Origin of the sequence: Clostridium estertheticum (assembly GCF_011065935.2) — a bacterium.
Classification (GTDB): Bacteria; Bacillota; Clostridia; order Clostridiales; family Clostridiaceae; genus Clostridium_AD; species Clostridium_AD estertheticum_A.
The window spans coordinates 2160044-2180110 of record NZ_JAAMNH020000001.1 but is presented as its reverse complement, the minus strand read 5'-3'; the positions used below and the strand labels follow the sequence as shown (position 1 = coordinate 2180110).

Genomic DNA, 20067 nt, shown 5'->3' with positions numbered 1-20067 from the left:
CCCCCCATTTTTTATAAATATTTACATCTAATTGAATTATAACATTAATTGTAATATGAAACTATATTTTTTTAAAAAATGGTTACATATTTATTTGTTTATTTAAAGTTTGCAATCTGTTTTTACATTTTTCTATATCATTATTTTCAATATTTATAAGTGCTAGTTTATTAGATATTTTAGTATAAATTAATAGTAATGATTGGATATTCTCTCTTGAACCTAATATTTCTAACATTTCTTCATATAAGTTAATTAACCTCTTATTGTCACATAAATCTATATATATTTTTTCAAGCATATTAAAACTCAATATTGTATACTCTAAATCCTTATATACTACTGACATATCAAATCCTTTTGTTAAAAGATTTGTAGCTTCATTGAATATTTTATTTCTAATAAACACATTAGCCTTATATATTAAGGTACGATGCAATTTGGATTTATCACTTACTTCTCTGAGTTCTTGTGATTTATTAAAATAAAACAATGAATTTTCACAATCATTTACTTCTAAATATGCTAATGCTAAATTATTGTATATATTTCCTAACATAGAATTTTTTAATTGATTCTTTTTATTTAATATTTCTTTATAAATTTGTATAGTTATATTGTACTCATTTTTAGATGAATAACAATTTGCTTCCAAAATTCTAGCATCAATTATATCGAAAAAGTCTATATCATAGTCGCATATATTTATGTACTTATTTATATGCTCAAGCGCATCATCTATTTTATTTAATTTTTTATATACCAGTGATATATTATATAACGAATTTTTTTTAACTAATTTGTAATTGCCAATAAGTGATAAGTTATATGCTTTTGTAAAAAAACTCATGCTTTCAAAATATTCCAACGTTTGCAACCTACATCTACCTAATTTATTGTAAATAAAAGCTTTATCTTCTAGACTATTAATACTATTATAAATAACTAAAGCATCATAATAGTGAGTAAATGCCTCACTATATTTACTGCTACTATATAATATATTTCCTTTTTTTACATATAATGTTGATAAGATATCGAACAAATTATACCGATTGCATATATCAATTAAACTATCAATTTCCTCGATTAATAAGTCATCGTTTATTTTTTCGATACAATATTCCATAGCTTCGTCCTGTGGACTTTTTAGTAAATACTTTTTATCTATATCTAAGTTCATCCCAATTTCCTTTGATTTTAATTTAAACGTTTTTATAAGCAATTCTGAAGTTTTCAAGCTTAGTTTTCTTTTATTATTTTCAACCATGCTTATAAAGTTTCTAGATACACCTATTGTCGTTAATTCTTCTTGTCTTATTCCAAGAATTTTTCTCAGATTTTTAATTTTTTCACCAATGGTTAGAAATTCCATACTTCCACCTACTTAATATATTATCTTTATCTATCAATATTCAATAAATACTAATTTAATCCTTTTTATTATAAAACATTATAACATGTTAGAACTATTTGTCAATAAATTACTTTTCAAAAATCAGAAAACAGAAGTTGATAATAATTTACCAACTTCTGTTTCTGATGTTTTAATTAAATGATTCTATCCTTATTATACTTTCTACTCTATTGACATTTTCAAGTAGTTTTATCTTTTCCAAGGAATTTCTTATATCCGCTTCTACACTTTTATGAGTAATAAATGCAAGTGGTACATCATCTTCATCCCTAACATCTTGAGTCATAGATATAATGCTAACATTATTTTTCCCGAATATTGCAGCCGTATCTCCTAAAACTCCTGCTCTATCTTTAACATTGAGTCTGATATAGAATTCTGATTCATTTTGCTCTGGTTTTTTTATTTCTTTAAAATCCACTTCCTCATTTGTGTCACTTACGTCCGCTTGCTTTACATTGTTTCTAAGTATAGATATTATATCTCCTACAACTGCACTTCCAGTTGGTAAATCTCCAGCTCCTCTTCCATATAACATTAGTTCTCCCACTGCATTTCCTTTTATCATAATCGCATTAAATACATCATTTACATTTGCCATTGGGTGGTTAGAAGGAACTAATGTTGGATGTACCCTTAGCTCTAATTTGTTATTTTCCTCTTTTGCTATTGCAAGTAACTTTATTGTATAGCCAAATTTTTTAGCATATTCTATATCCAGTGAACTAATATTACTTATTCCTTCTCTATAAATAGCATCATGATTAACCTTAGTTCCAAAGGATAATGAAGCCATTATAGCAAGCTTATACACTGCATCATAACCTTCTACATCAGAGGTTGGGTCTGCTTCAGCATAACCCTTTTCCTTAGCCTCTTTTAATGCCTCTTCAAAGCTAATTCCATCATTAGTCATTTTACTTAATATATAATTAGTTGTTCCATTTATAATTCCAATTATCTGCTGAATTCTATTGGCTGTAAGGCTCTCATTAATTTCTCTTATTATTGGAATTCCCCCAGCCACACTTGCTTCATAATAAAATAATACCTTTTCTTCCTCAGCTATTTTGAATAACTCGTTGCTCCAGTTTGCAATAACTAGTTTATTAGCAGTTACGATATTCTTTTTAGCTTTCATGGCGCGTATCATATAATCCTTAGCCTCACCGCATCCTCCAATAAGTTCAACCACAATTTTAATACTTTCATCATTAATAATATCATCAATATCGTCTGTTAATATTTCCTTAGATACCTGTATATCTCTTTTTTTATTTATGTCTTTTACTAATATTTTAGCTACCTCTATTTCGTAATTCGAACGTTTCATTATTTCTTTTTTATTTTCCTGGAGTATTTTCCAAACACCTGTGCCAACATTTCCAAAACCTAAAATTGCTATCTTTACTTTTTCCATATTGATCTCCCCCCTCATAGTTGAAATTTATTATTACAGTAGGTCAAGTGATGATTAATTTTCAAAGGTTTTGTACACAGCTCTAATTGCATTTTCAAAATCCTCATTTTCTATACCAACAAAAATACTTAATTCACTAGACCCTTGATTAATCATTCTAATATTTATATTATTTTTTGATAAGGCACTAAATAATTTAGCAGATATTCCTTTAGTTCTTATCATACCTTCTCCAACTACTGCTATTAAGGCCATATTAGGATAGGCTACTAAAGAATCTGGTTTACATTGATTTTCAATTTCTTCTAATATTATATCAAGTTTATTGTCTAACTGAGCATCGTCAATTACCAATGAAATTGAATCTATCCCTGATGGTATATGCTCGAAGGCTACATTATTATTTTCAAGAATTGATAGAATCCTTCGTAAGTAGCCTATATGCCTATTCATAAGGGTTTTTTCAATTGCTATTACTGTAAAATCTTTTTTTCCCGCAATGCCTGTTATATTCCCAGCTTTAACTTCTAATTTATCATTTAAAATAGTGGTCCCCTTTTCCATTGGGTTATTAGTATTTCTTATATTTATTGGGATTCCATTATTCTTAACAGGAAAAATCGCCTCTTCATGAAAAACATTTGCCCCCATATATGAAAGTTCTCTAAGTTCTTTATAGGTTACCTCTTCAATATGTTTGGGGTTACTCACAATATTAGGATCTGCCATTAAAAAGCCTGCCACATCTGTCCAATTTTCATAAACTAGTGCCCATACTCCCTTAGCAATTATTGCTCCTGTAATGTCAGAACCTCCTCTTGAAAAGGTTCTTATTTCTCCATCTGTGGAGGCACCATAAAATCCTGGTATTACCGCTTTTTTTACCTGGGACAATCCTTTATTTACAGCATCATAGGTTGCTTTCTCGTCCAAACGTCCACTTTTCTTAAAAACAATAATCTCTGCAGCATCAATAAATTCATACCCCAAATATTCAGCTAATATTAAACCATTAAAATATTCTCCCCTACTTGCTACATACGCCTCTGAGGCTCCATTAATTATTTTTTCCTTAAGTTCCCTTAAATATTTTGAAATATCTAATGAAAGATTTAATTCACTACATAAAACAGTATATCTTTCCTGGATTAATTTAAATAATTCATCAAAGGGTAGTGACTTTTCCACATGTTCATGACATAAATATAAAAGATCTGTGATTTTATAATCAGCTTTGCTTCTTTTACCTGGGGCTGATGGCACAACATAGGCCCGCCTACTATCGGACAAAACAATATCCTTTACTTTTTTAAATTGCTCACTATCACATAATGAGCTTCCACCAAATTTTGCAACTATAACTTCCATAACTTCTGCCCCTTACTATTTTATAATTTTATAAGTTAAGAATCTTTTCTATTTGCCTTTGCATTTCATCCTTTTCACATTTAGTTTTGTGAAGCACAGGCCTCTTATCTAAATCCACTATCCCTGCTGGAATATCAAGATTTGTTATTTTGCTCAGCTGCTTTATTAATTCAAAATCATTTAACCCTATATATTTTGCATCTATTGATTTCATAACATCCGGTGTAAATTTATAAGGGCTTGCAGTAGAAATAATAACTGTTTTTGTAGTATCTTTTGTCTCTTCTAAATACTTTTGATAAACTGCATAGGATACTGCTGTATGGGTATCAATTACATAATTAGCAGTTTTGTAAACTTCAGTTATTGCCTTAGAAGTATCTTCCTCCGTTGCGTAACCTCCATAGAAGTCCACTAATTCTTTTATCATTGTACTATCAATTTCATATTTACCATTTACATTAAGATCTTCCATAAGGTTTTTTATTACTTCTGTATTTTGCCCACTGATAGAATATAGCAACCTTTCAAGATTACTTGAAATCAATATATCCATTGAAGGAGACATAGTAATTACAAAGTCCCTTACTTTATCATAGGTTCCGGTATTTATAAAATCAAATAAAACCTTATTTTCATTTGAAGCACAAATTAACTTTTTAATTGGTAGTCCCATTTTTTTTGCATAGTATCCTGCCAATATATTACCAAAATTACCTGTAGGGACAGAAAAATTTATCTCTTCCCCTATTTTGATATCCCCCATATTATATAACTGAGTATAGGCATAAAAATAATATACAACTTGAGGTATTAGCCTCCCTATGTTTATTGAATTAGCTGATGAAAACATACTATTTTTTTCCTCTAATTTTTCCAGAAGATTATCATCCGTAAGTATCTGTTTAACTCCATTTTGTGCATCATCAAAGTTCCCCTTAATGCCTATAACAAAGGTGTTATCTCCAGTTTGTGTTACCATCTGCCTCTTTTGAATCTCACTTACACCCTGCTCTGGGAAAAACACTATTATCTTTGTACCCTCCACATTTGCAAAGCCTTCCAAGGCAGCTTTTCCTGTATCTCCAGAGGTGGCAGTAAGAATAACCATCTCTTTATTGTTATTTAGCTTTTTTACTGCGGTTTTTAATAAGTGTGGTAGTATGGATAGGGCCATATCTTTAAATGCTAAAGTAGGTCCATGGTATAACTCTAAAAAATATGTTCTACTTTGTTTTACTAGAGGTGCAATCATATGCGTATCAAATTTTTCATCATAAGCCTTATGTATACACTCCTTTAACTCGTCTTCCTCATAATCCGTTAGGAATTCCTTCATTATAGTTAACGCTAACTGTTTATAATTCATACGCATCAATTCTTTAAGCTGGATATTTAACTTTGGTATTGATGTTGGTACAAAAAGTCCACCATCGGCGCTAAGTCCCCTTGAAATAGCTTCTGCAGAAGTTACTCCCTTTTCATTTCCTCTAGTACTCTTATAATATATTTGTTTCATAATATTCTTTCCCCCTACCTAATACCTTTTAAAAAATAATCCATTAGCCTATATCCTTCTGGAAAATATAAACCTGTGTCTTTTGCTGCGAATTCATCATAACATCCATTAGGGTTGTCCTTCTCATCATTACTTTGGTATATTAAAAATGGAACGGGATCACTTGTATGTGTCCTGAGAGCTAGTGGTGTAGGATGATCAGGAAGTATTATCATTTTATAATCTTCACCTATTCTCTCCATTTCATCACTAATAACCTTTACTATTTGGTTGTCTATATATTCTATAGCCTTATATTTATTTTCTATTTCTTGTCTATGTCCACATTCATCTGGTGCTTCAACGTGAATATATACAAAATCATTTCCCTTTGCAAGCTCTGCCATTGCGGCTTTTGCTTTGCCTATATAATTAGTATCAATATTCCCCGTGGCACCTTTTACATCAATAACATCTAACCCTGCACACAATCCTATTCCTTTTATTAAATCAACTGCAGAAATTACAGAGCCCTTCAAATTATATTTATCATAAAAGCTAGATAAAAGTGGCCTCTTACCTTCACCCCAAATCCATATGGAGTTAGCTGGGTTTAATCCTTTTGCCACTCTTTTTTTATTTATATCATGCTGAGATAAAAATTGACTACTTTTCTTTGTCATCTCTTCAATTACTTCACTATTCAAACCTTTAGGCATATAATCTTTTAATTTTTTACCTAGAATGTCATGAGGTGGCGTAAGCTTCCATTCATAGGGACCCCTGGCCCATATCATAAGATGTCTATAGCTAATGCCTGGATAGAATTTTATTGTCTCAGTGCTTAAATACTCACTTAATGCACTTATTAATGCACTTATTAATTCACTTGATTCTTCTGTTGTTATTTCACCAGCACTATGATCTAGCATAATTTTTTCCGCGTATGGCTCGCCTTCTGACACTGTTACCAAATTACATCTAAAGGCAATATCTGTATCTAGCAATGGAACTCTCATACTTGCTGCTTCAAAGGGTGACCGTCCACTATAATACACAAAGGGGTTATAACCAAAAACAGCCATGTTCGCCGTATCACTTCCCGGAGGCATACCCTCTGGCACAGTTTTAACCATACCGATAGTACCGTGCTTTGCCATATAATCAATAGTAGGAGTACTCGCATATTGAATCGGTGTTTTGTTATTTAATTCTTTTACAGGATAATCTGCCATCCCATCTCCTAAAACTACAATATATTTCATATGTTAATTCTCCTTTATATGAATATTTATAATACTTCAAATCATCTTTAAATATTTTCAAATGATGGATTGGATTATTAAGAATATTCATTACTCTTTAAACTAGTTTTATATATTATAGTATAAATTTGTCTATAAATCAAAATTATAAGCTAAATTTGAGTAATTTTTTTTCAGAAGCCGTCATTTTCCTATTATAATAGGAAATTAATAGCTATATAAATCATAATAATTATACAGATTATGAGATTTAAATATGAAACATTTTTTAGCATGTCAAATATTTAACAAATACTACACATATTCTTAATAATGCCGTAACAATTCTATGTTATGATTTATTTATAGGTTAGTAAATTAAAGCGAAGTCCCCCTTTACTTTAATAATAAAAGCTGCGAAGTATCACTTCGCAGCTTTTCTGTTTTTCGAATTATAGCATAACGCAAATATATTTAATTTAAAAGACAATAATTTAAACTAACTAAATTTCAGGTTCTACATGCACAACTGCTTCTGTAATATCAAATTCACTTCTCAGTTTTTCTTCAATGTTTTCCGTGATATTGTGACCTTCAACCACACTTAAGTTTGCACTAACCCTTACTATTATATCAAGAAGAATATTATTCCCACTGACACGCGCTCTAATGGCCCTAACCCTTTTGACTCCCGAAACCTGATTTATGCAGTGGGTTATATTATTTAATTGTTCACTATTAAAACCATCTGTCAAGTTATGTGATGCTTCTCTAAAAATATCCCAACCAGTCTTTATAATTAATATGCCAACTACTACTGCAGCCAATGGATCTATCCATGGCAAACCAAATTGAGAAGCAACAATGCCTACAGATGTTCCTATACTAACCCATGCATCTGAAAGATTATCTTTTGCAGCAGCCATTAGTCCTGAACTATTTATTTGAATGGCAATTCTTTTATTATAACGATACACAAAGTATATTGCTCCTGCACAAATGATACCAACTAAAGCTGCATTTAAATCTGGAACCTGCGCCTTGAAGAAAAAAATAGAGCGTGCTGCTTTGTATAAAACATCCATTCCTACAGCTATCATAATAAGGGAGGCAATTAGTGAGGCAATAGTCTCTGCTCTAAAATGACCATAAAGATGATCATCATCCGCGGGTTTTCTTGATATCTTTAATCCAATTAAAACAGCTAGTGAGGCAACTATATCTGTTGTATTATTCAGTCCATCTGCAGTTAGAGCCTTTGAGCCAGATAAATATCCAACTCCAAGCTTTAATGACGCCAATAAAATATAAGCTAAAATACTTATGCGCGCACCTCGCTCTGCTAGTTTTAGACCCTTATACTTTTCCTCCATATTTACCACTCCTAATTTGATAGAGTCATTTATACAACTATTCCACTATCTATTATCCTTAATTTAATAAATTCTATTCTCCTTCTTTGTTCTATTAAAAATATTAGCTTTAATAAATTTATCATTTTTATTAAATATTTAAAGATACTTTACACCTTCTTCATAATTTCGACATAATTCTATGTTATCATCTACTCATAGGTTAATAAATTAAAGCGAAGTCCCCCTTTACTTTAATAATAAAGGCTGTGAAGTAGCACTTCACAGCCTTTTGTTTTATTTTAATAGATATGTTCTCGTTTCATAAGGTTTAAGCTCAATTTCCTCTATAACATCAGATTCTACAAATAATTTGAAATTAGAAGCTCACTATGAGTATATTTTATGTTATTTGGAAGAGCAAACCATTATTGGTTGGTCATGATTATTTAAATAAAGACTATTCCAGCCTTTTCCTTGGAGTTCATTTTGCCATTTCGACATAATGGTCTTGAATTCCTTTAGTACAAATGTTGTTTTGCCCCATTTTCCGTCGGGTCCATCCCCTATACCCATATGTTCAAATTGAAACACCATATTTAATTCATTACTATCTTCGCCTACATATTAAATTGCTTGAATTGGTCTTTTAAATAATCATTAGCTTTTGGATGGTTTTTGCTTAAGCTTCCTGGATCTGCATAGGTATTAGGGCCCTTAACAATTCCATCAGGATAGCTTTGCTCTTTTCCAATCATGTTGATAGCATCCATACGGAAACCATCAACTCCTTTTTCTAACCACCATTTCATCATATCAAAAATTTCTTTTCTTAAATCTTCATTTTCCCAATTTAAATCTGGCTGTTTTTTGGAGAATAAGTGCAAATAGTACATTTGGGTTTCAGGCTCAAGGTCCCAGGCAGTCTTAAGTCTCCGATTCCGTCTCCATTACTATCTTTAAAGCTCCTTGGGTAAATCTGATTTGGTTAATCGATTACTTAAATAGTATAAAAAACTATCAAAGTTTTCTAACTGTTTCTCTTTCTATGATTTCAAAGGGCATTATTATGCTCTCACTTTTTTTATTAGTAGTAATAGTTTTAATTAGCATTTCAACTGACTTTTGGCCCATCTCATAGGAGGGTTGAGCTAATGCTGTTAGTGGTGGATAAGCCATTTCCGCTACTTTAGTGTTGTCATAGCATATTATAGAAAAATCCTTTGGAACTTTCATACCTCTTTTATGAGCTATGAACATTGCGCCAACTGCAATATCATCACAAGATGCAAAGATTGCAGTGAATTTTATATTTTCACTTAGAAGCGATTCCATAGATTTTTTGCCTCCATCAAAACTGAAACCATTATGTTTTATAAGATTTTCATTAATGGGGATATCATGTTCTTTTAGAGCTTTCATATATCCTTCTAAACGTGGTATACCTGCAATTGGATCCTCTTTATCTCCACCTAGAATGGCTATTTTAGTATGTCCATTTTCTATCAAATATCTAGTAGCCGCATATGAAGCTTGAAAATCATCTACTTTAATGTATGGAAGAGGAAAACGTGGTGAAAATGTTGATACAAGGATGCAAGGTATCTTAGTGTCAACAATATCCTTATCATACATATCTTTAGGTGAAAAACTGCAGGCAATAATGCCATCTACCTGTCTTTCAGATAATACATTTAAATAGTAAGGCATCAAATGGGAGCTGGATCCTGTTGTACAAATAAAAACACTGTAATTATTCTTATGTGCCATGTCCTCTATACCATTTAAAATCTCCACATAAAAAGTAGTTTCAACTTTAGGCAACAACACACCTATGGTTCGGGTAGTTTTTGTCTTTAAGTTCATAGCAATAGCGTTTCTTCTGTAGCCCATTTTTTCTACTACATCAGTTACTTTCAGCTTTGTTTCCTCAGAGTAGCCCTCTAAACCATTAAGAATTCTAGAAACAGTAGCCACAGAAACATTCGCTTTTTTTGCGACATCTTTTATTGTGGGTTTTTTCATTATTGTATCCATATTCTAACTACTCCTTCAGTAAACGATTAAACTTGAATTTACTTTACCATATACAAGTAAATTTGCCTATGTTTTTTATAATATTCTGATAGTTTTATAAGTAAAAGCTTTAAATATTTATGTATACAATTTTATGCTACTAATATTTAAAGCTTTAATGGGTTTAAAAACCAATAAATTATTTATCTATTTTAATTTGATTCTTTCCTGTCCCTTTTCAGTGGCAGCTGTCTTTCTCTTCATTGTCTTTATGTTATCCACGTGGCGAAATCTCATTGCTGACCAGTCTTCATCAATTGATACTTGGGATACTGGTTCAAAATCATATGGTGCAAATATATCCCATGATTTTGTTCTATTTATATCTGATTTATACTTTTTTGAAGCTCCCTTAGGGTAGCATAGCCACAAATGTCCATCATCCTCTAATACTTTAATTGCTTCGCTAGCATAGGTTTTAGCTTCATCAAATTCCTTAGCAAATATTTGTATGAATTTATATTTTCCTATAACTTGTTCATGCACCTCAGCCTCAATGGCTCCCATAATTTCTTTATATTCTTCTGGAGCATTTAAAATGAGCACTGGATTTTGATGGGTTAATCCTAATTTCTTAAATATTGAATTCATAATATACGACTCCTTAGTTTTAACCTATTTGTATACTGGTCATAGACATAGAACTATGTTGTATCCCTTTATATATAAACTTAACCTCATCTGCTTCTTCTTGTAACCCAGCTATATAAAGTAATGGTAAATAATGCTCCTTAGTAGGTACAGATAATTTGGCTGTTTTGCCTAATTTTTCATAGGATATGATATTATCATGCTTTCTATTTACTATAGCTTCGGAAATATAATTATCAAATTCAGTTGCCCAGTCAAATGGTGCTGCATCCATATCATAATTCATAATTCTTAGGTTATGGACTATGTCTCCGCTTCCTATTATTAGAATCCCTTTTTCACGAAGCACAGATAGTTTTCTGCCAAGGTTATAATGATAGTTTTCATCCCCTAACCTGTTTAAACTCATTTGAAATACAGGGATATCAGCTTTGGGATACATATGTGTTAGCACAGACCAAGCACCATGGTCCAGACCCCATTCCTGCGTAAGCATAACATTAGAATCCACAAGTTCCTCTGCTACCATTTGCGCATATTTTTTAGCACCAGTTGGGTTATATTTGATATTATAAAGTTCCTGAGGAAACCCATAAAAGTCATAAATCTGTTTAGGTGCATCACTTGCTGTAATATATGTACCATCGGTCTCCCAGTGAGCAGATATCACCAAAATTGCTTCTGGCTTTGGTATATTCTCTATTGATTTACAAATAGCTTCCGTATATGAATTGTCTAAAATTGCATTCATGGGACTACCATGTCCAATAAATAATACAGGCATTTTTTTATTCATTTATAATTACCTCCTAATTAAACTAATAATCTATTTTAAATTAGTAATATGTTTATCCTATTTTACACCCTAATTTGATCTCTTCGCAATTATTAAATTTAGAAAACCTTTTAATACAGTCATAAATACTCTCAGCGAACCTATCATGGAAAGCAATATCATCCTCAAACCAGAAATTTTTCACTATAAGTTGATTTAACTTTTTATCATTTACTATTTCTATCCTACCAATAAACCTATCTCCAGACAATACAGGCAAAACATAATGCCCATATTTTCTCTGAAGCACAGGTGTGTATATTTCCCACTTGTAGTCAAAACCAAAAATCACTTTTATAAGCTTTCTATCCCAAAGCATATTATCAAGAGGTGCAATAAACTCTGTTCTACACTTAAACTCATTATCACTCAATACCCTGTCAATGATAGGTCTATCTTCGGGCAAACAATAAAAACTATCAGGTATATTTCCAATTGTGATTTCAATAATTTTGCCTTCTTGAAATAATCTCTGGAATATAATTTTGCGGTTGGCAGCTTTTAACCCATCAATTCCAAGCAAGGCATCTGATGGTTTATTCCATAGCATTCCCACTGCACCAATACGTCTTAGAACTCTCCAGGATTGATGTTCATCCTCAGTTAAATTAGGATCGCTAGCATTTAAAATCTCATCAGCTATATGTTCACTGGCAATCGCATACTGCTTAATTGTTCCTTTTTTATGATGAATAATTAGCTCTCCACGAAAATACATAGTTTCAAGGGCTGCTCGAGATAAGGTAGTAGGATTCCACGCCCAATCAACTTTCTCATTTAAATTAATATCCTTTGAAGATGCAAATCCCTTTTCTTTAATAATTGACTTTATCTCATCTGAAACATCATTTATTTCATCCATACTTCTACCATATTCATTGTAAGATGCCCGGAGCCGCGAGAAGTATTTCCAATCCTCTATATTGAATATAGCCATGTTCTTATCAAGATAATCTATAAGTCTTCTGTCTTTGTATAAAAGCTTATAAAGCATATCTTTAGAAAAGCCTTCTACTCTTGATTGCAATACTAGTTCAGCATTTTTACCGCAAACATCAATGGGGTCAAACTGAATACACCCTGCCTGTTTAATATAGTCACAAACGCCCTTTTCTTTAATAAATTTATGTTGTCCCATTAATCCTTGCTTTAGCAGAATAAATTGACGAGCTTGTTTATTTGTAAGATTTACTGATTTCATAATGTTTCTCACCTTCTACTTTATTTCATTTGTTTATCAGGTTAAAATTGTCATTAATTTCATATACTCAGTGTATCACAAATGAATTTTTTTTCACATGGATTAACATATATTAAATAATTGGTTGCCTAACATTTTCAGGTGGCTTGTTTATTTAAAATCAAAAAAACTCTTGAGAAATCAAGAGCTTAGATGGTCACTAAATTTAATATATTTTCTTTCAATATTTCTGTGGGTTAAAAATCCCAATTTCATACTGGAACTTTTTTAAGCTTTTGACAACAACTCACCAATTTCCCTGCACTTTTCTATGCCTTCACTATCCGCCGCATAATTAATTATAAGTCCATCTACTATAACGTTGGCACCATACCCTTCCATTCTCTCTTGCCAATCAGTCATCCATTACCCCATCCATACGAACCAAACAATATAATATTTTTGCCATTTACCACACTGGCAATTGACTCAATAAATGGTTCCATTTCTGATTCCTCAAGCTCCTCTGATCCCATAGATGGACATCCAAATGCTACTGCATCTGCCTTTGAAACATCCTCCGCATTTGCGTCTCCTACATTAAGTAGTCTAACGTTTGTATCTAAACGTGCTGAATTAGGAGTTGAAATGTAATATGGGGAACATAATAGTTGGTTTAGTTTTTGCATGTATTATAATACTAGCTTTTAAAAAAGTATATACTGATACCAAAAATAATAAATGCAGTTGTGGTAGCAGCTGTTCTGATAAAAGTAAGTGCAACAAACGATAATTAATATAAAAGAGGCTATGCATCAATTTTAAAATTTGATGCATAGCCTCTTTTATATTTTACTCTTTATTTCTTATATATTTTAGACTTATACTTGGATTGCTAGTTTTTGTTGATCTAATCTCAAAATGATTTAAAGAAGCTACAAAAGGTGTAAGCTTTGTATACCCATAGTTTCTTGTATCAAAATCTGGATACCTCTTATTAAGAGTGCTACCTAATTCTCCTAAAAATGCCCAGCCGTCTTCATCAGAAATCTCAGTTATAATAGTTTTAATAGCCTCTACTAATTTATCGGTACTTGTCATACCAAGTTTAGATTCTTCTTGTATTTGTACCCCTTTAACAGTAATGGCTTCAGTATTTTTTGGCGACATTGAAGCTAATACTTCAAGATATTTAAACTTCTCACAAGCTGAAATAAAAGGTATAGGAGTTTTCTTTTCCCCCATGCCAATAACATACATACCAGCTTCCCTTAGCCTAGCTGCAAGTTTAGTAAAATCACTATCACTAGACACGATGCAAAAACCATCAACATTCTTTGAATAGAGTATATCCATGGCATCAATTATAAGAGCTGCATCTGTTGAATTTTTGCCTGTGGTATAACTGTATTGTTGTATTGGACTAATAGAATAATTAAGTAATACATTCTTCCAGGAAGCTAGTTGAGGTTTGGTCCAATCTCCGTAAATTCTTTTATATGTAGGTGTTCCATGATTTGAAATCTCATCAATTATATATTTTATATATTTATCAGATACATTGTCAGCATCAATCAAAACTGCTATTTTTTTATCCTTTTCCATTTTTATCTCCTTCACACCTTAATGTCTTTAACTATTTTTCAGAAAATTTAATACTCCATTACTTTAAAATAACATACTATTCTATACAATTCTACAAAATCCTAAATATTCCTTCTTAATTTTTATAATTATTATATTCACACATAATTTCCATCATATTATTATGAAATAAAGCAATTTCGCTTTACCAATAAATTATTCTATTCTAAACCTTGAGCGTTAGATTGCCCTTTATGTTTTGTTATAATCTTCATTAAGAAGAGTTTTATTATGCCTGAAATAGGTACAGATAAAAGCATTTCAAGTATACCATGTCTATCCTTTTTATATAGCTTTTAGCGCTAAAAGTGATACAAGTAAAATCACTTGTATCACTTTATTCTAAACTATAATATTCAAATCTTTTAACAGCTTTCTCTCCCATGAGTTCATTCATCATTTAAACTCTTTTAACTACTGCTTTTCTCACAAGTATATATACAAAAAACATTGATAATATGAATAGACCTATAAATGTTGAAACAGCCATATAAGAGTTTTTTGTGCTAATCCCAAGTATATTATCAATAAAAATTAATACTTTTTCTCCAAACTCAGGATAATCAACTGCAAGTTTCCCATATATAGCAACGATAGCCAGAGGGCTTAAAGATACAAAAATTTTCATTGTTTTATTACACTTGTAATATATCAAAGTTATTAATAATCCTATTGCAAACGCTGCCATATAAAAGGTAAATAGAAATGTAACTGTTCCAAATAGTGTTCCTATACTATTACTTTGAATCCATACTTCTATATTTAGAGGGGCACCTGTGAAGTTATTATAGCTCATATCATACAGTGTTGGACACATCTGAAATAAATTATAAACTCTATTTATTATTACATCGAATATAGACATACCTAAGGTTACTTCTAAAATAGCTATTGCTACGGATTTAAAATAATCTTCTCTAGAAATATTATTAGCTTGGGCAAAATAAAAATTTTCTTTGAAAAAGTTTAACCCTATCACAAATAAAAATATCATAGAAGAAAACTCAAGACCAGATGAATAACCATTTCCTCCAGAAATTTTAGTTAAAATAATCGCGCTTGTTATTACAGCTATTATAATGCAGTAATAAATTATTATTGGTTTGAGGCTGCTTTTAATATTGTATCTAACAAGTTTATAACTTTTCATTATTTTATACCCCCTTGATTTGTCAAATGTATAAACAATTTTTGAAGTTCAACCTTTGAAACTTCTAAATCTAGTTTTTTCTGACACATCTTTTCTGCGTCTCCATTTTCCCCTATTATAACCGCTGATTTAAAAGCTGCCATTTTATCTACACTTATACAATTCTTATCTTCAATATAAGCATCTATATTTTTATTTAACCCAGATACGCAGTAAGACCCTTTTAATAATTCTTCTACATTTTCATCCACAATTATTTTTCCATCCGCAATAATAACTACCCTTTCTAATAATTGTGCAACTTCTTCTATAAGGTGAGTAGAAATTATAATAGTCTTAGGCTTTTCTATATAACTTTCCATAAGTTCTTTGTAAAACAGCTCTCTATGATTGGCATCCAATCCTAGAACTGGTTCATCGAATATTAAAATCTCTGCACCTGAGGCCATGGTATTTACAATTTTACAGATGGAGGCATAGCCCGTTGAAAGTTCCTTAATCTTTTTATTTATATTTAGTTCAAACTTTTTACAAAGCCCTAACGCATATTGCATATCAAAGTTCGGATAAAATTCTTTCGTCCAACTCAAAAGTTATTTTACTTTCATAGCCTGTGGATATAAGTTTTGTTCTGTCATAAAATAAATTTTTCTCAAACCATTTTCATACTCAGAAAAGCTCTTTTGGTCTATAGAAATAGTCCCCTCATTCAAGAAAATTCTTTTGTTTATAACATTTAGAAGAGTTGTCTTTCCCGCACCATTTCTTCCTAGTAATCCATAAATTTTATTTTCCTCTATTGTTAATGATATATTATCTAATGCAATAGTATCCCCATATTTTTTACATGCATTTGTTACCACTACTCGGCCCATATTAAATCCCCCCTTGGATCATTTTAATAATATCACTACTTGAAATATCTAATTTCTTAGCTTCCTCTATTAATGACACTATATAGCACTCATAAAAATTTTCTTTTCTTTTTTTTATCAACTTTTCTTTACTTCCAGTTACAACAAACATACCAACGCCCCTTTTTTTATATATAATTCCTTCATCTACAAGTAAATTAAACCCTTTGGCTACTGTAGCGGGATTTATTTTATACTTAACAGAAATTTCTGTTGTAGAGGGAATTACAGTTTCTTCCTCAAAAATCCCCTTAAAAACGTTCTCCTCAATAGCTTTTGCAATCTGCATGTATATAGGTACATCATTATTAAAATCTAATTTCACAATATCACCCTCTTTACTTAATTGGTTAATTACTTATATAACTAACTATATAACCAAATAACTTCACTGTCAATAGTAAAATGGTTTATTTTAGTATTTTTTATTATTAATGTCAAATAAATATATGAAGACAAAAAAGTTAAATGGTATTTATCATATTAATCATGTAAATAGTTTGCACAGCCAGTTTAAAAAGTGGATGGATAAATTTAGCGGAGTATCAACTAAATTTTTGGCGAATTATCTCCATTGGTTCAAGTGGTTACAATGTTTCAAAGATGATAAAGACATAATAAAAAGCAAAAATATTATAGTTCATAGTATAACAAACTTTGTAGATATCAGAATTGCTACTTACAAAGGTAGAGAACCTATATTTAGATAATAAAATCCCTTATACTTGAAATTTATGTTATAATTAGTATAAAAATAAACTATAATTTAGTAAACACTTGTAGAATAATGTGTAACATGTATTAGGTTAAAGTGATATAATATGGAGGAATTTTATATGGAGAATAAGCAAAAAATATTAATCTTATATCATTCAGGAGCAGGAAGCACTAAAACAATTGCAGAGGTTTATTATAAAAAGTTAGATTCATATTTTATAGATATAAGTTCAATTGATTTTGAGTACGATTATAAAAAACTACAGAACTATGAGTTTTTAATTTTTGCTTTTCCTACATATCATTGTAGTCCTTCTTCTTCTATGATGGAATTTATTAAAAACATGCCAGTATTTGATGAACCAAAGAAGGCTTTCGCATTTACTACATGTGGTCTATATTCAGGAAATGCATTAAGAGAATTTATAAAAAAATGTTCGTCTAAAAATATAAATATAAATGGATATTCAGTATATAAAGCACCTGCTACCGATGGGGCATTACTTCTACCGCCAATACCTTTTATGTTTAATTATGAAAAAAATATAGATTATAAGATAAAAGTAGATATAAAAAAAATAGAAGAGATTATTAAAACTGATACTGGTAAAGTCCAGTGCCCTTCATTTAAATTATATACAATATTAAACTACCCTAATAAAGTTTTGGGTAAAGCATATAAGCACAAATTGAAATTATTAAAAGAAAACTGTGTAAATTGCAACAAATGTGTTAATAATTGTATACGAAAATGTTGGAACATAGTTGGAGGATATCCTCATTATGAAGTAGAAAAATGTGAGTTTTGCTTTAGGTGTGTACACCATTGTCCTAATGGAGCAATAATATTATCTGCAAAAACGAAAACAAAGATTAAATTAAATGAAAAGTTCTATAAAAATTTAAAAGAAAAAATAATTCATAAACTATTGTAACGTAATGTTCATATATAGTTCATCAATCATAAATTCACGTTTCTTTAATAGTTAAGGAAAAATTTATTGGCTTGTCTATTTTACGACAAGCCAATTTAATATTCTTTTATCCTCAATATTATCTAACATAGCCTTAAATTGAAACATATGCAAATAATAATAATAATAATAATAATAATAATAATAATAATAATAATTTTTACATAAAGAGAGGACGGTTGTTTTTTATGAATGAAACACTAAAACTGTTAAATGATAGAACTTCCCTAAGAAAATATATGGATAAGCCAATATCCCCAGAGGATTTACAGTATATTTTAGAAGGAGCTATGAGAGCCCCAACCGCTGGAAATATGATGACTTACTCTATAATTGTAGTTCAGGATAATAAAAAAAAAGAAATACTCAGCAAAAGCTGTGACAATCAGCCTTTTATAGCTAAAGCACCCCTAGTTCTAATTTTTGTAGCTGATTATCAAAAATGGTTTGAATACTATAAGGTAAATAACGTACTGGAATATTGTAAGAAAAACAACATGGAATATTTAGCCCCCTCAGAAGCAAGCCTTTTTCTAGCTATTGGAGATGCAATAATAGCAGCACAAAATGCTGTAGTAGCAGCTGAAGCAATAGGGATTGGCTCTTGCTATATCGGTGACATAATGGAAAAATATGAGTTTCATAAAGAGCTTCTAAAATTACCTGAATTTGCATTTCCCGCAGCTATGTTGTGCCTTGGTTATTACCCAGAGGATTATAATATTAAACCAAGAGATAGGTTTTCACAAAAATATGTGGTATTTAATGAAGAGTACAAAACCTTATCCGCAGACGAAATTCAAGATATGCACAAAACACTAAACAATCGCCCTATAACTGGCAACAAATTTAATGCAGATAATTATGCACAAATGCATTATGCCTTTAAAACCGGAGCGGATTTCTCTGTAGAAATGGCAAGGTCAATTAAAGAAGTTTTAAAAATATGGAATGGAAAAAAATTATAAGGGAGTGACATAATGTATTTTGAAAAATGTGGAAAAGATAATACAAAACAAACAGTAGAACTTGCAGTTAAGGTTGCTAAGGAAAAAGGAATTAATTATATAGTAGTAGCATCAAATGAAGGTGAAACAGCAGGACTGCTTAAAGCTTGTGGACTAAACATAGTTGTAGTTACACATGTAAACGGATTTAAAGAAGCAGGAACTCAGGAAATGTCTGAGAAAACAAGAATGGAATTAGAAAGCTATGGATTTGCGGTTTATACTTCAACCCATACGCTATCTGGCGCTGAGAGAAGTCTTTCCAATAAGTTTGGTGGAATATCTCCCATTGAAGTTATGGCTTATTCTTTAAGAATGCTGGGCCAAGGCGTTAAAGTTGGAGTGGAAATATCTACAATGGCGCTAGATGGTGGGATGATACCTTATGATAATGATATTATATCAATATCTGGTACTGGACGTGGTGCTGATACTGCTATAATTCTTAGACCTGCTCATAGTTCCAATATACTAGAAACTAAGATCAAAGAAATAATTTGTAAACCTGGACAGTGGTAATTTAAAGGTGCTACCCACGTGTCAATTGACATATGGGTAGCACTTTTAGTTTTAAAAGCTGTTATTTATACCATTTCGACAAGCGTTTTAAAGGTAGTAGCCCAATAATCACACAGGTGATAATGGTTTCCACACCCATATATGAACCATTAAACCTTTGT

21 protein-coding genes and 2 pseudogenes are annotated in these 20067 nt (G+C 30.9%); 5 read left to right on the top strand and 18 right to left on the bottom strand.

Annotated elements, in window-relative coordinates; translation table 11 throughout:
- Positions 1-82: 82 nt before the first annotated feature.
- The 14 genes from G9F72_RS10070 to G9F72_RS10015 all read right to left on the bottom strand — a co-directional run bounded on the left by G9F72_RS10070 (position 83) and on the right by G9F72_RS10015 (position 13670).
- Complete coding sequence (locus G9F72_RS10070; RefSeq protein WP_164956295.1) at positions 83-1375, bottom strand: helix-turn-helix transcriptional regulator; 1293 nt, start codon at positions 1373-1375, stop codon at positions 83-85.
- A gap of 172 nt (positions 1376-1547) precedes the next feature.
- Positions 1548-2837 carry a homoserine dehydrogenase gene (locus tag G9F72_RS10065; protein WP_164956294.1) on the bottom strand — a complete coding sequence of 430 codons (1290 nt, stop codon included), beginning with the start codon at positions 2835-2837 and terminating at the stop codon, positions 1548-1550.
- 54 nt (positions 2838-2891) lie between these two features.
- Positions 2892-4205: an aspartate kinase gene (locus tag G9F72_RS10060; RefSeq protein ID WP_164956293.1), complete on the bottom strand. Its 1314-nt coding sequence runs from the start codon at positions 4203-4205 to the stop codon at positions 2892-2894.
- A 28-nt stretch (positions 4206-4233) separates the two neighbouring features.
- Positions 4234-5724, bottom strand: coding sequence for a threonine synthase (thrC, locus tag G9F72_RS10055; RefSeq protein WP_164956292.1), 1491 nt, complete (start codon positions 5722-5724; stop codon positions 4234-4236).
- Between the two features lie 14 nt (positions 5725-5738).
- Positions 5739-6968 carry a cofactor-independent phosphoglycerate mutase gene (locus tag G9F72_RS10050; protein ID WP_164956291.1) on the bottom strand — a complete coding sequence of 410 codons (1230 nt, stop codon included), beginning with the start codon at positions 6966-6968 and terminating at the stop codon, positions 5739-5741.
- A gap of 482 nt (positions 6969-7450) precedes the next feature.
- Positions 7451-8320 (bottom strand): cation diffusion facilitator family transporter, encoded by an 870-nt coding sequence (locus G9F72_RS10045; RefSeq protein ID WP_164956290.1) that lies wholly within the window; start codon positions 8318-8320, stop codon positions 7451-7453.
- A gap of 387 nt (positions 8321-8707) precedes the next feature.
- The gene (locus G9F72_RS27020; RefSeq protein WP_263486854.1) at positions 8708-8896 is read right to left on the bottom strand and encodes an alpha-amylase family glycosyl hydrolase; all 189 of its coding nucleotides are present in this window, start codon (positions 8894-8896) and stop codon (positions 8708-8710) included.
- A gap of 23 nt (positions 8897-8919) precedes the next feature.
- Complete coding sequence (locus tag G9F72_RS27015; protein ID WP_318010946.1) at positions 8920-9195, bottom strand: alpha-amylase family glycosyl hydrolase; 276 nt, start codon at positions 9193-9195, stop codon at positions 8920-8922.
- 124 nt (positions 9196-9319) lie between these two features.
- A complete protein-coding gene (locus tag G9F72_RS10035) occupies positions 9320-10336 on the bottom strand; it encodes a LacI family DNA-binding transcriptional regulator (protein ID WP_164956289.1) in 1017 nt (338 codons plus the stop codon).
- Between the two features lie 186 nt (positions 10337-10522).
- A complete protein-coding gene (locus tag G9F72_RS10030; protein ID WP_164956288.1) occupies positions 10523-10966 on the bottom strand; it encodes a DUF3052 domain-containing protein in 444 nt (147 codons plus the stop codon).
- A gap of 19 nt (positions 10967-10985) precedes the next feature.
- Positions 10986-11762, bottom strand: a complete 777-nt coding sequence (gene ygiD / locus G9F72_RS10025) for a 4,5-DOPA dioxygenase extradiol (RefSeq protein ID WP_164956287.1) — start codon at positions 11760-11762, stop codon at positions 10986-10988.
- Positions 11763-11814: 52 nt separating this feature from the next.
- Positions 11815-13002: a winged helix-turn-helix domain-containing protein gene (locus G9F72_RS10020; RefSeq protein ID WP_164956286.1), complete on the bottom strand. Its 1188-nt coding sequence runs from the start codon at positions 13000-13002 to the stop codon at positions 11815-11817.
- Between the two features lie 267 nt (positions 13003-13269).
- Positions 13270-13404 (bottom strand): hypothetical protein, encoded by a 135-nt coding sequence (locus G9F72_RS27010; protein ID WP_263486853.1) that lies wholly within the window; start codon positions 13402-13404, stop codon positions 13270-13272.
- A complete protein-coding gene (locus G9F72_RS10015; RefSeq protein ID WP_164956090.1) occupies positions 13401-13670 on the bottom strand; it encodes a hypothetical protein in 270 nt (89 codons plus the stop codon). The genes G9F72_RS27010 and G9F72_RS10015 overlap by 4 nt, the downstream gene beginning before the upstream one ends.
- Here G9F72_RS10015 and G9F72_RS27580 point away from each other — a divergent pair.
- A complete protein-coding gene (locus G9F72_RS27580; RefSeq protein ID WP_164956285.1) occupies positions 13637-13774 on the top strand; it encodes a FeoB-associated Cys-rich membrane protein in 138 nt (45 codons plus the stop codon). The genes G9F72_RS10015 and G9F72_RS27580 overlap by 34 nt on opposite strands.
- Before the next feature lie 59 nt (positions 13775-13833).
- Here G9F72_RS27580 and G9F72_RS10005 read toward each other — a convergent pair whose 3' ends face one another.
- The 4 genes and pseudogenes from G9F72_RS10005 to G9F72_RS09990 form a co-directional block, all read right to left on the bottom strand.
- A complete protein-coding gene (locus G9F72_RS10005) occupies positions 13834-14586 on the bottom strand; it encodes an NYN domain-containing protein (protein ID WP_164956284.1) in 753 nt (250 codons plus the stop codon).
- 439 nt (positions 14587-15025) lie between these two features.
- The gene (locus G9F72_RS10000) at positions 15026-15775 is read right to left on the bottom strand and encodes a hypothetical protein (RefSeq protein ID WP_164956283.1); all 750 of its coding nucleotides are present in this window, start codon (positions 15773-15775) and stop codon (positions 15026-15028) included.
- Positions 15775-16650, bottom strand: a pseudogene (locus G9F72_RS09995) (ATP-binding cassette domain-containing protein). The gene G9F72_RS10000 and the pseudogene G9F72_RS09995 overlap by 1 nt, the downstream one beginning before the upstream one ends.
- A 1-nt stretch (position 16651) precedes the next feature.
- Positions 16652-16978, bottom strand: a complete 327-nt coding sequence (locus G9F72_RS09990; protein ID WP_263487128.1) for a GntR family transcriptional regulator — start codon at positions 16976-16978, stop codon at positions 16652-16654.
- Between the two features lie 178 nt (positions 16979-17156).
- Between G9F72_RS09990 and G9F72_RS09985 the strand changes: the two are divergent.
- The 4 genes and pseudogenes from G9F72_RS09985 to G9F72_RS09970 form a co-directional block, all read left to right on the top strand.
- Positions 17157-17399: pseudogene (locus tag G9F72_RS09985) on the top strand (IS1595 family transposase); the annotation flags it as partial.
- A 126-nt stretch (positions 17400-17525) separates the two neighbouring features.
- A complete protein-coding gene (locus tag G9F72_RS09980) occupies positions 17526-18341 on the top strand; it encodes an EFR1 family ferrodoxin (RefSeq protein WP_164956281.1) in 816 nt (271 codons plus the stop codon).
- Positions 18342-18568: 227 nt separating this feature from the next.
- Positions 18569-19348 carry a nitroreductase family protein gene (locus tag G9F72_RS09975; RefSeq protein ID WP_164956280.1) on the top strand — a complete coding sequence of 260 codons (780 nt, stop codon included), beginning with the start codon at positions 18569-18571 and terminating at the stop codon, positions 19346-19348.
- A 12-nt stretch (positions 19349-19360) separates the two neighbouring features.
- A complete protein-coding gene (locus tag G9F72_RS09970) occupies positions 19361-19906 on the top strand; it encodes a pyruvate kinase alpha/beta domain-containing protein (RefSeq protein WP_164956279.1) in 546 nt (181 codons plus the stop codon).
- The last annotated feature ends 161 nt before the right edge of the window (positions 19907-20067 follow it).

Excerpts from the sequence above, each read along its gene's own strand:
- G9F72_RS10070 (WP_164956295.1), bottom strand. The coding sequence starts at position 1,375 with ATGGAATTTCTAACCATTGGTGAAAAAATTAAAAATCTGAGAAAAATT.
- G9F72_RS10065 (WP_164956294.1), bottom strand. The coding sequence starts at position 2,837 with ATGGAAAAAGTAAAGATAGCAATTTTAGGTTTTGGAAATGTTGGCACA.
- G9F72_RS10060 (WP_164956293.1), bottom strand. The coding sequence starts at position 4,205 with ATGGAAGTTATAGTTGCAAAATTTGGTGGAAGCTCATTATGTGATAGT.
- thrC (WP_164956292.1), bottom strand. The coding sequence starts at position 5,724 with ATGAAACAAATATATTATAAGAGTACTAGAGGAAATGAAAAGGGAGTA.
- G9F72_RS10050 (WP_164956291.1), bottom strand. The coding sequence starts at position 6,968 with ATGAAATATATTGTAGTTTTAGGAGATGGGATGGCAGATTATCCTGTA.
- G9F72_RS10045 (WP_164956290.1), bottom strand. The coding sequence starts at position 8,320 with ATGGAGGAAAAGTATAAGGGTCTAAAACTAGCAGAGCGAGGTGCGCGC.
- G9F72_RS27020 (WP_263486854.1), bottom strand. The coding sequence starts at position 8,896 with ATGGTGTTTCAATTTGAACATATGGGTATAGGGGATGGACCCGACGGA.
- G9F72_RS27015 (WP_318010946.1), bottom strand. The coding sequence starts at position 9,195 with ATGTACTATTTGCACTTATTCTCCAAAAAACAGCCAGATTTAAATTGG.
- G9F72_RS10035 (WP_164956289.1), bottom strand. The coding sequence starts at position 10,336 with ATGGATACAATAATGAAAAAACCCACAATAAAAGATGTCGCAAAAAAA.
- G9F72_RS10030 (WP_164956288.1), bottom strand. The coding sequence starts at position 10,966 with ATGAATTCAATATTTAAGAAATTAGGATTAACCCATCAAAATCCAGTG.
- ygiD (WP_164956287.1), bottom strand. The coding sequence starts at position 11,762 with ATGAATAAAAAAATGCCTGTATTATTTATTGGACATGGTAGTCCCATG.
- G9F72_RS10020 (WP_164956286.1), bottom strand. The coding sequence starts at position 13,002 with ATGAAATCAGTAAATCTTACAAATAAACAAGCTCGTCAATTTATTCTG.
- G9F72_RS27010 (WP_263486853.1), bottom strand. The coding sequence starts at position 13,404 with ATGACTGATTGGCAAGAGAGAATGGAAGGGTATGGTGCCAACGTTATA.
- G9F72_RS27580 (WP_164956285.1), top strand. The coding sequence starts at position 13,637 with ATGGGGAACATAATAGTTGGTTTAGTTTTTGCATGTATTATAATACTA.
- G9F72_RS10015 (WP_164956090.1), bottom strand. The coding sequence starts at position 13,670 with ATGCAAAAACTAAACCAACTATTATGTTCCCCATATTACATTTCAACT.
- G9F72_RS10005 (WP_164956284.1), bottom strand. The coding sequence starts at position 14,586 with ATGGAAAAGGATAAAAAAATAGCAGTTTTGATTGATGCTGACAATGTA.
- G9F72_RS10000 (WP_164956283.1), bottom strand. The coding sequence starts at position 15,775 with ATGAAAAGTTATAAACTTGTTAGATACAATATTAAAAGCAGCCTCAAA.
- G9F72_RS09990 (WP_263487128.1), bottom strand. The coding sequence starts at position 16,978 with ATGCAGATTGCAAAAGCTATTGAGGAGAACGTTTTTAAGGGGATTTTT.
- G9F72_RS09980 (WP_164956281.1), top strand. The coding sequence starts at position 17,526 with ATGGAGAATAAGCAAAAAATATTAATCTTATATCATTCAGGAGCAGGA.
- G9F72_RS09975 (WP_164956280.1), top strand. The coding sequence starts at position 18,569 with ATGAATGAAACACTAAAACTGTTAAATGATAGAACTTCCCTAAGAAAA.
- G9F72_RS09970 (WP_164956279.1), top strand. The coding sequence starts at position 19,361 with ATGTATTTTGAAAAATGTGGAAAAGATAATACAAAACAAACAGTAGAA.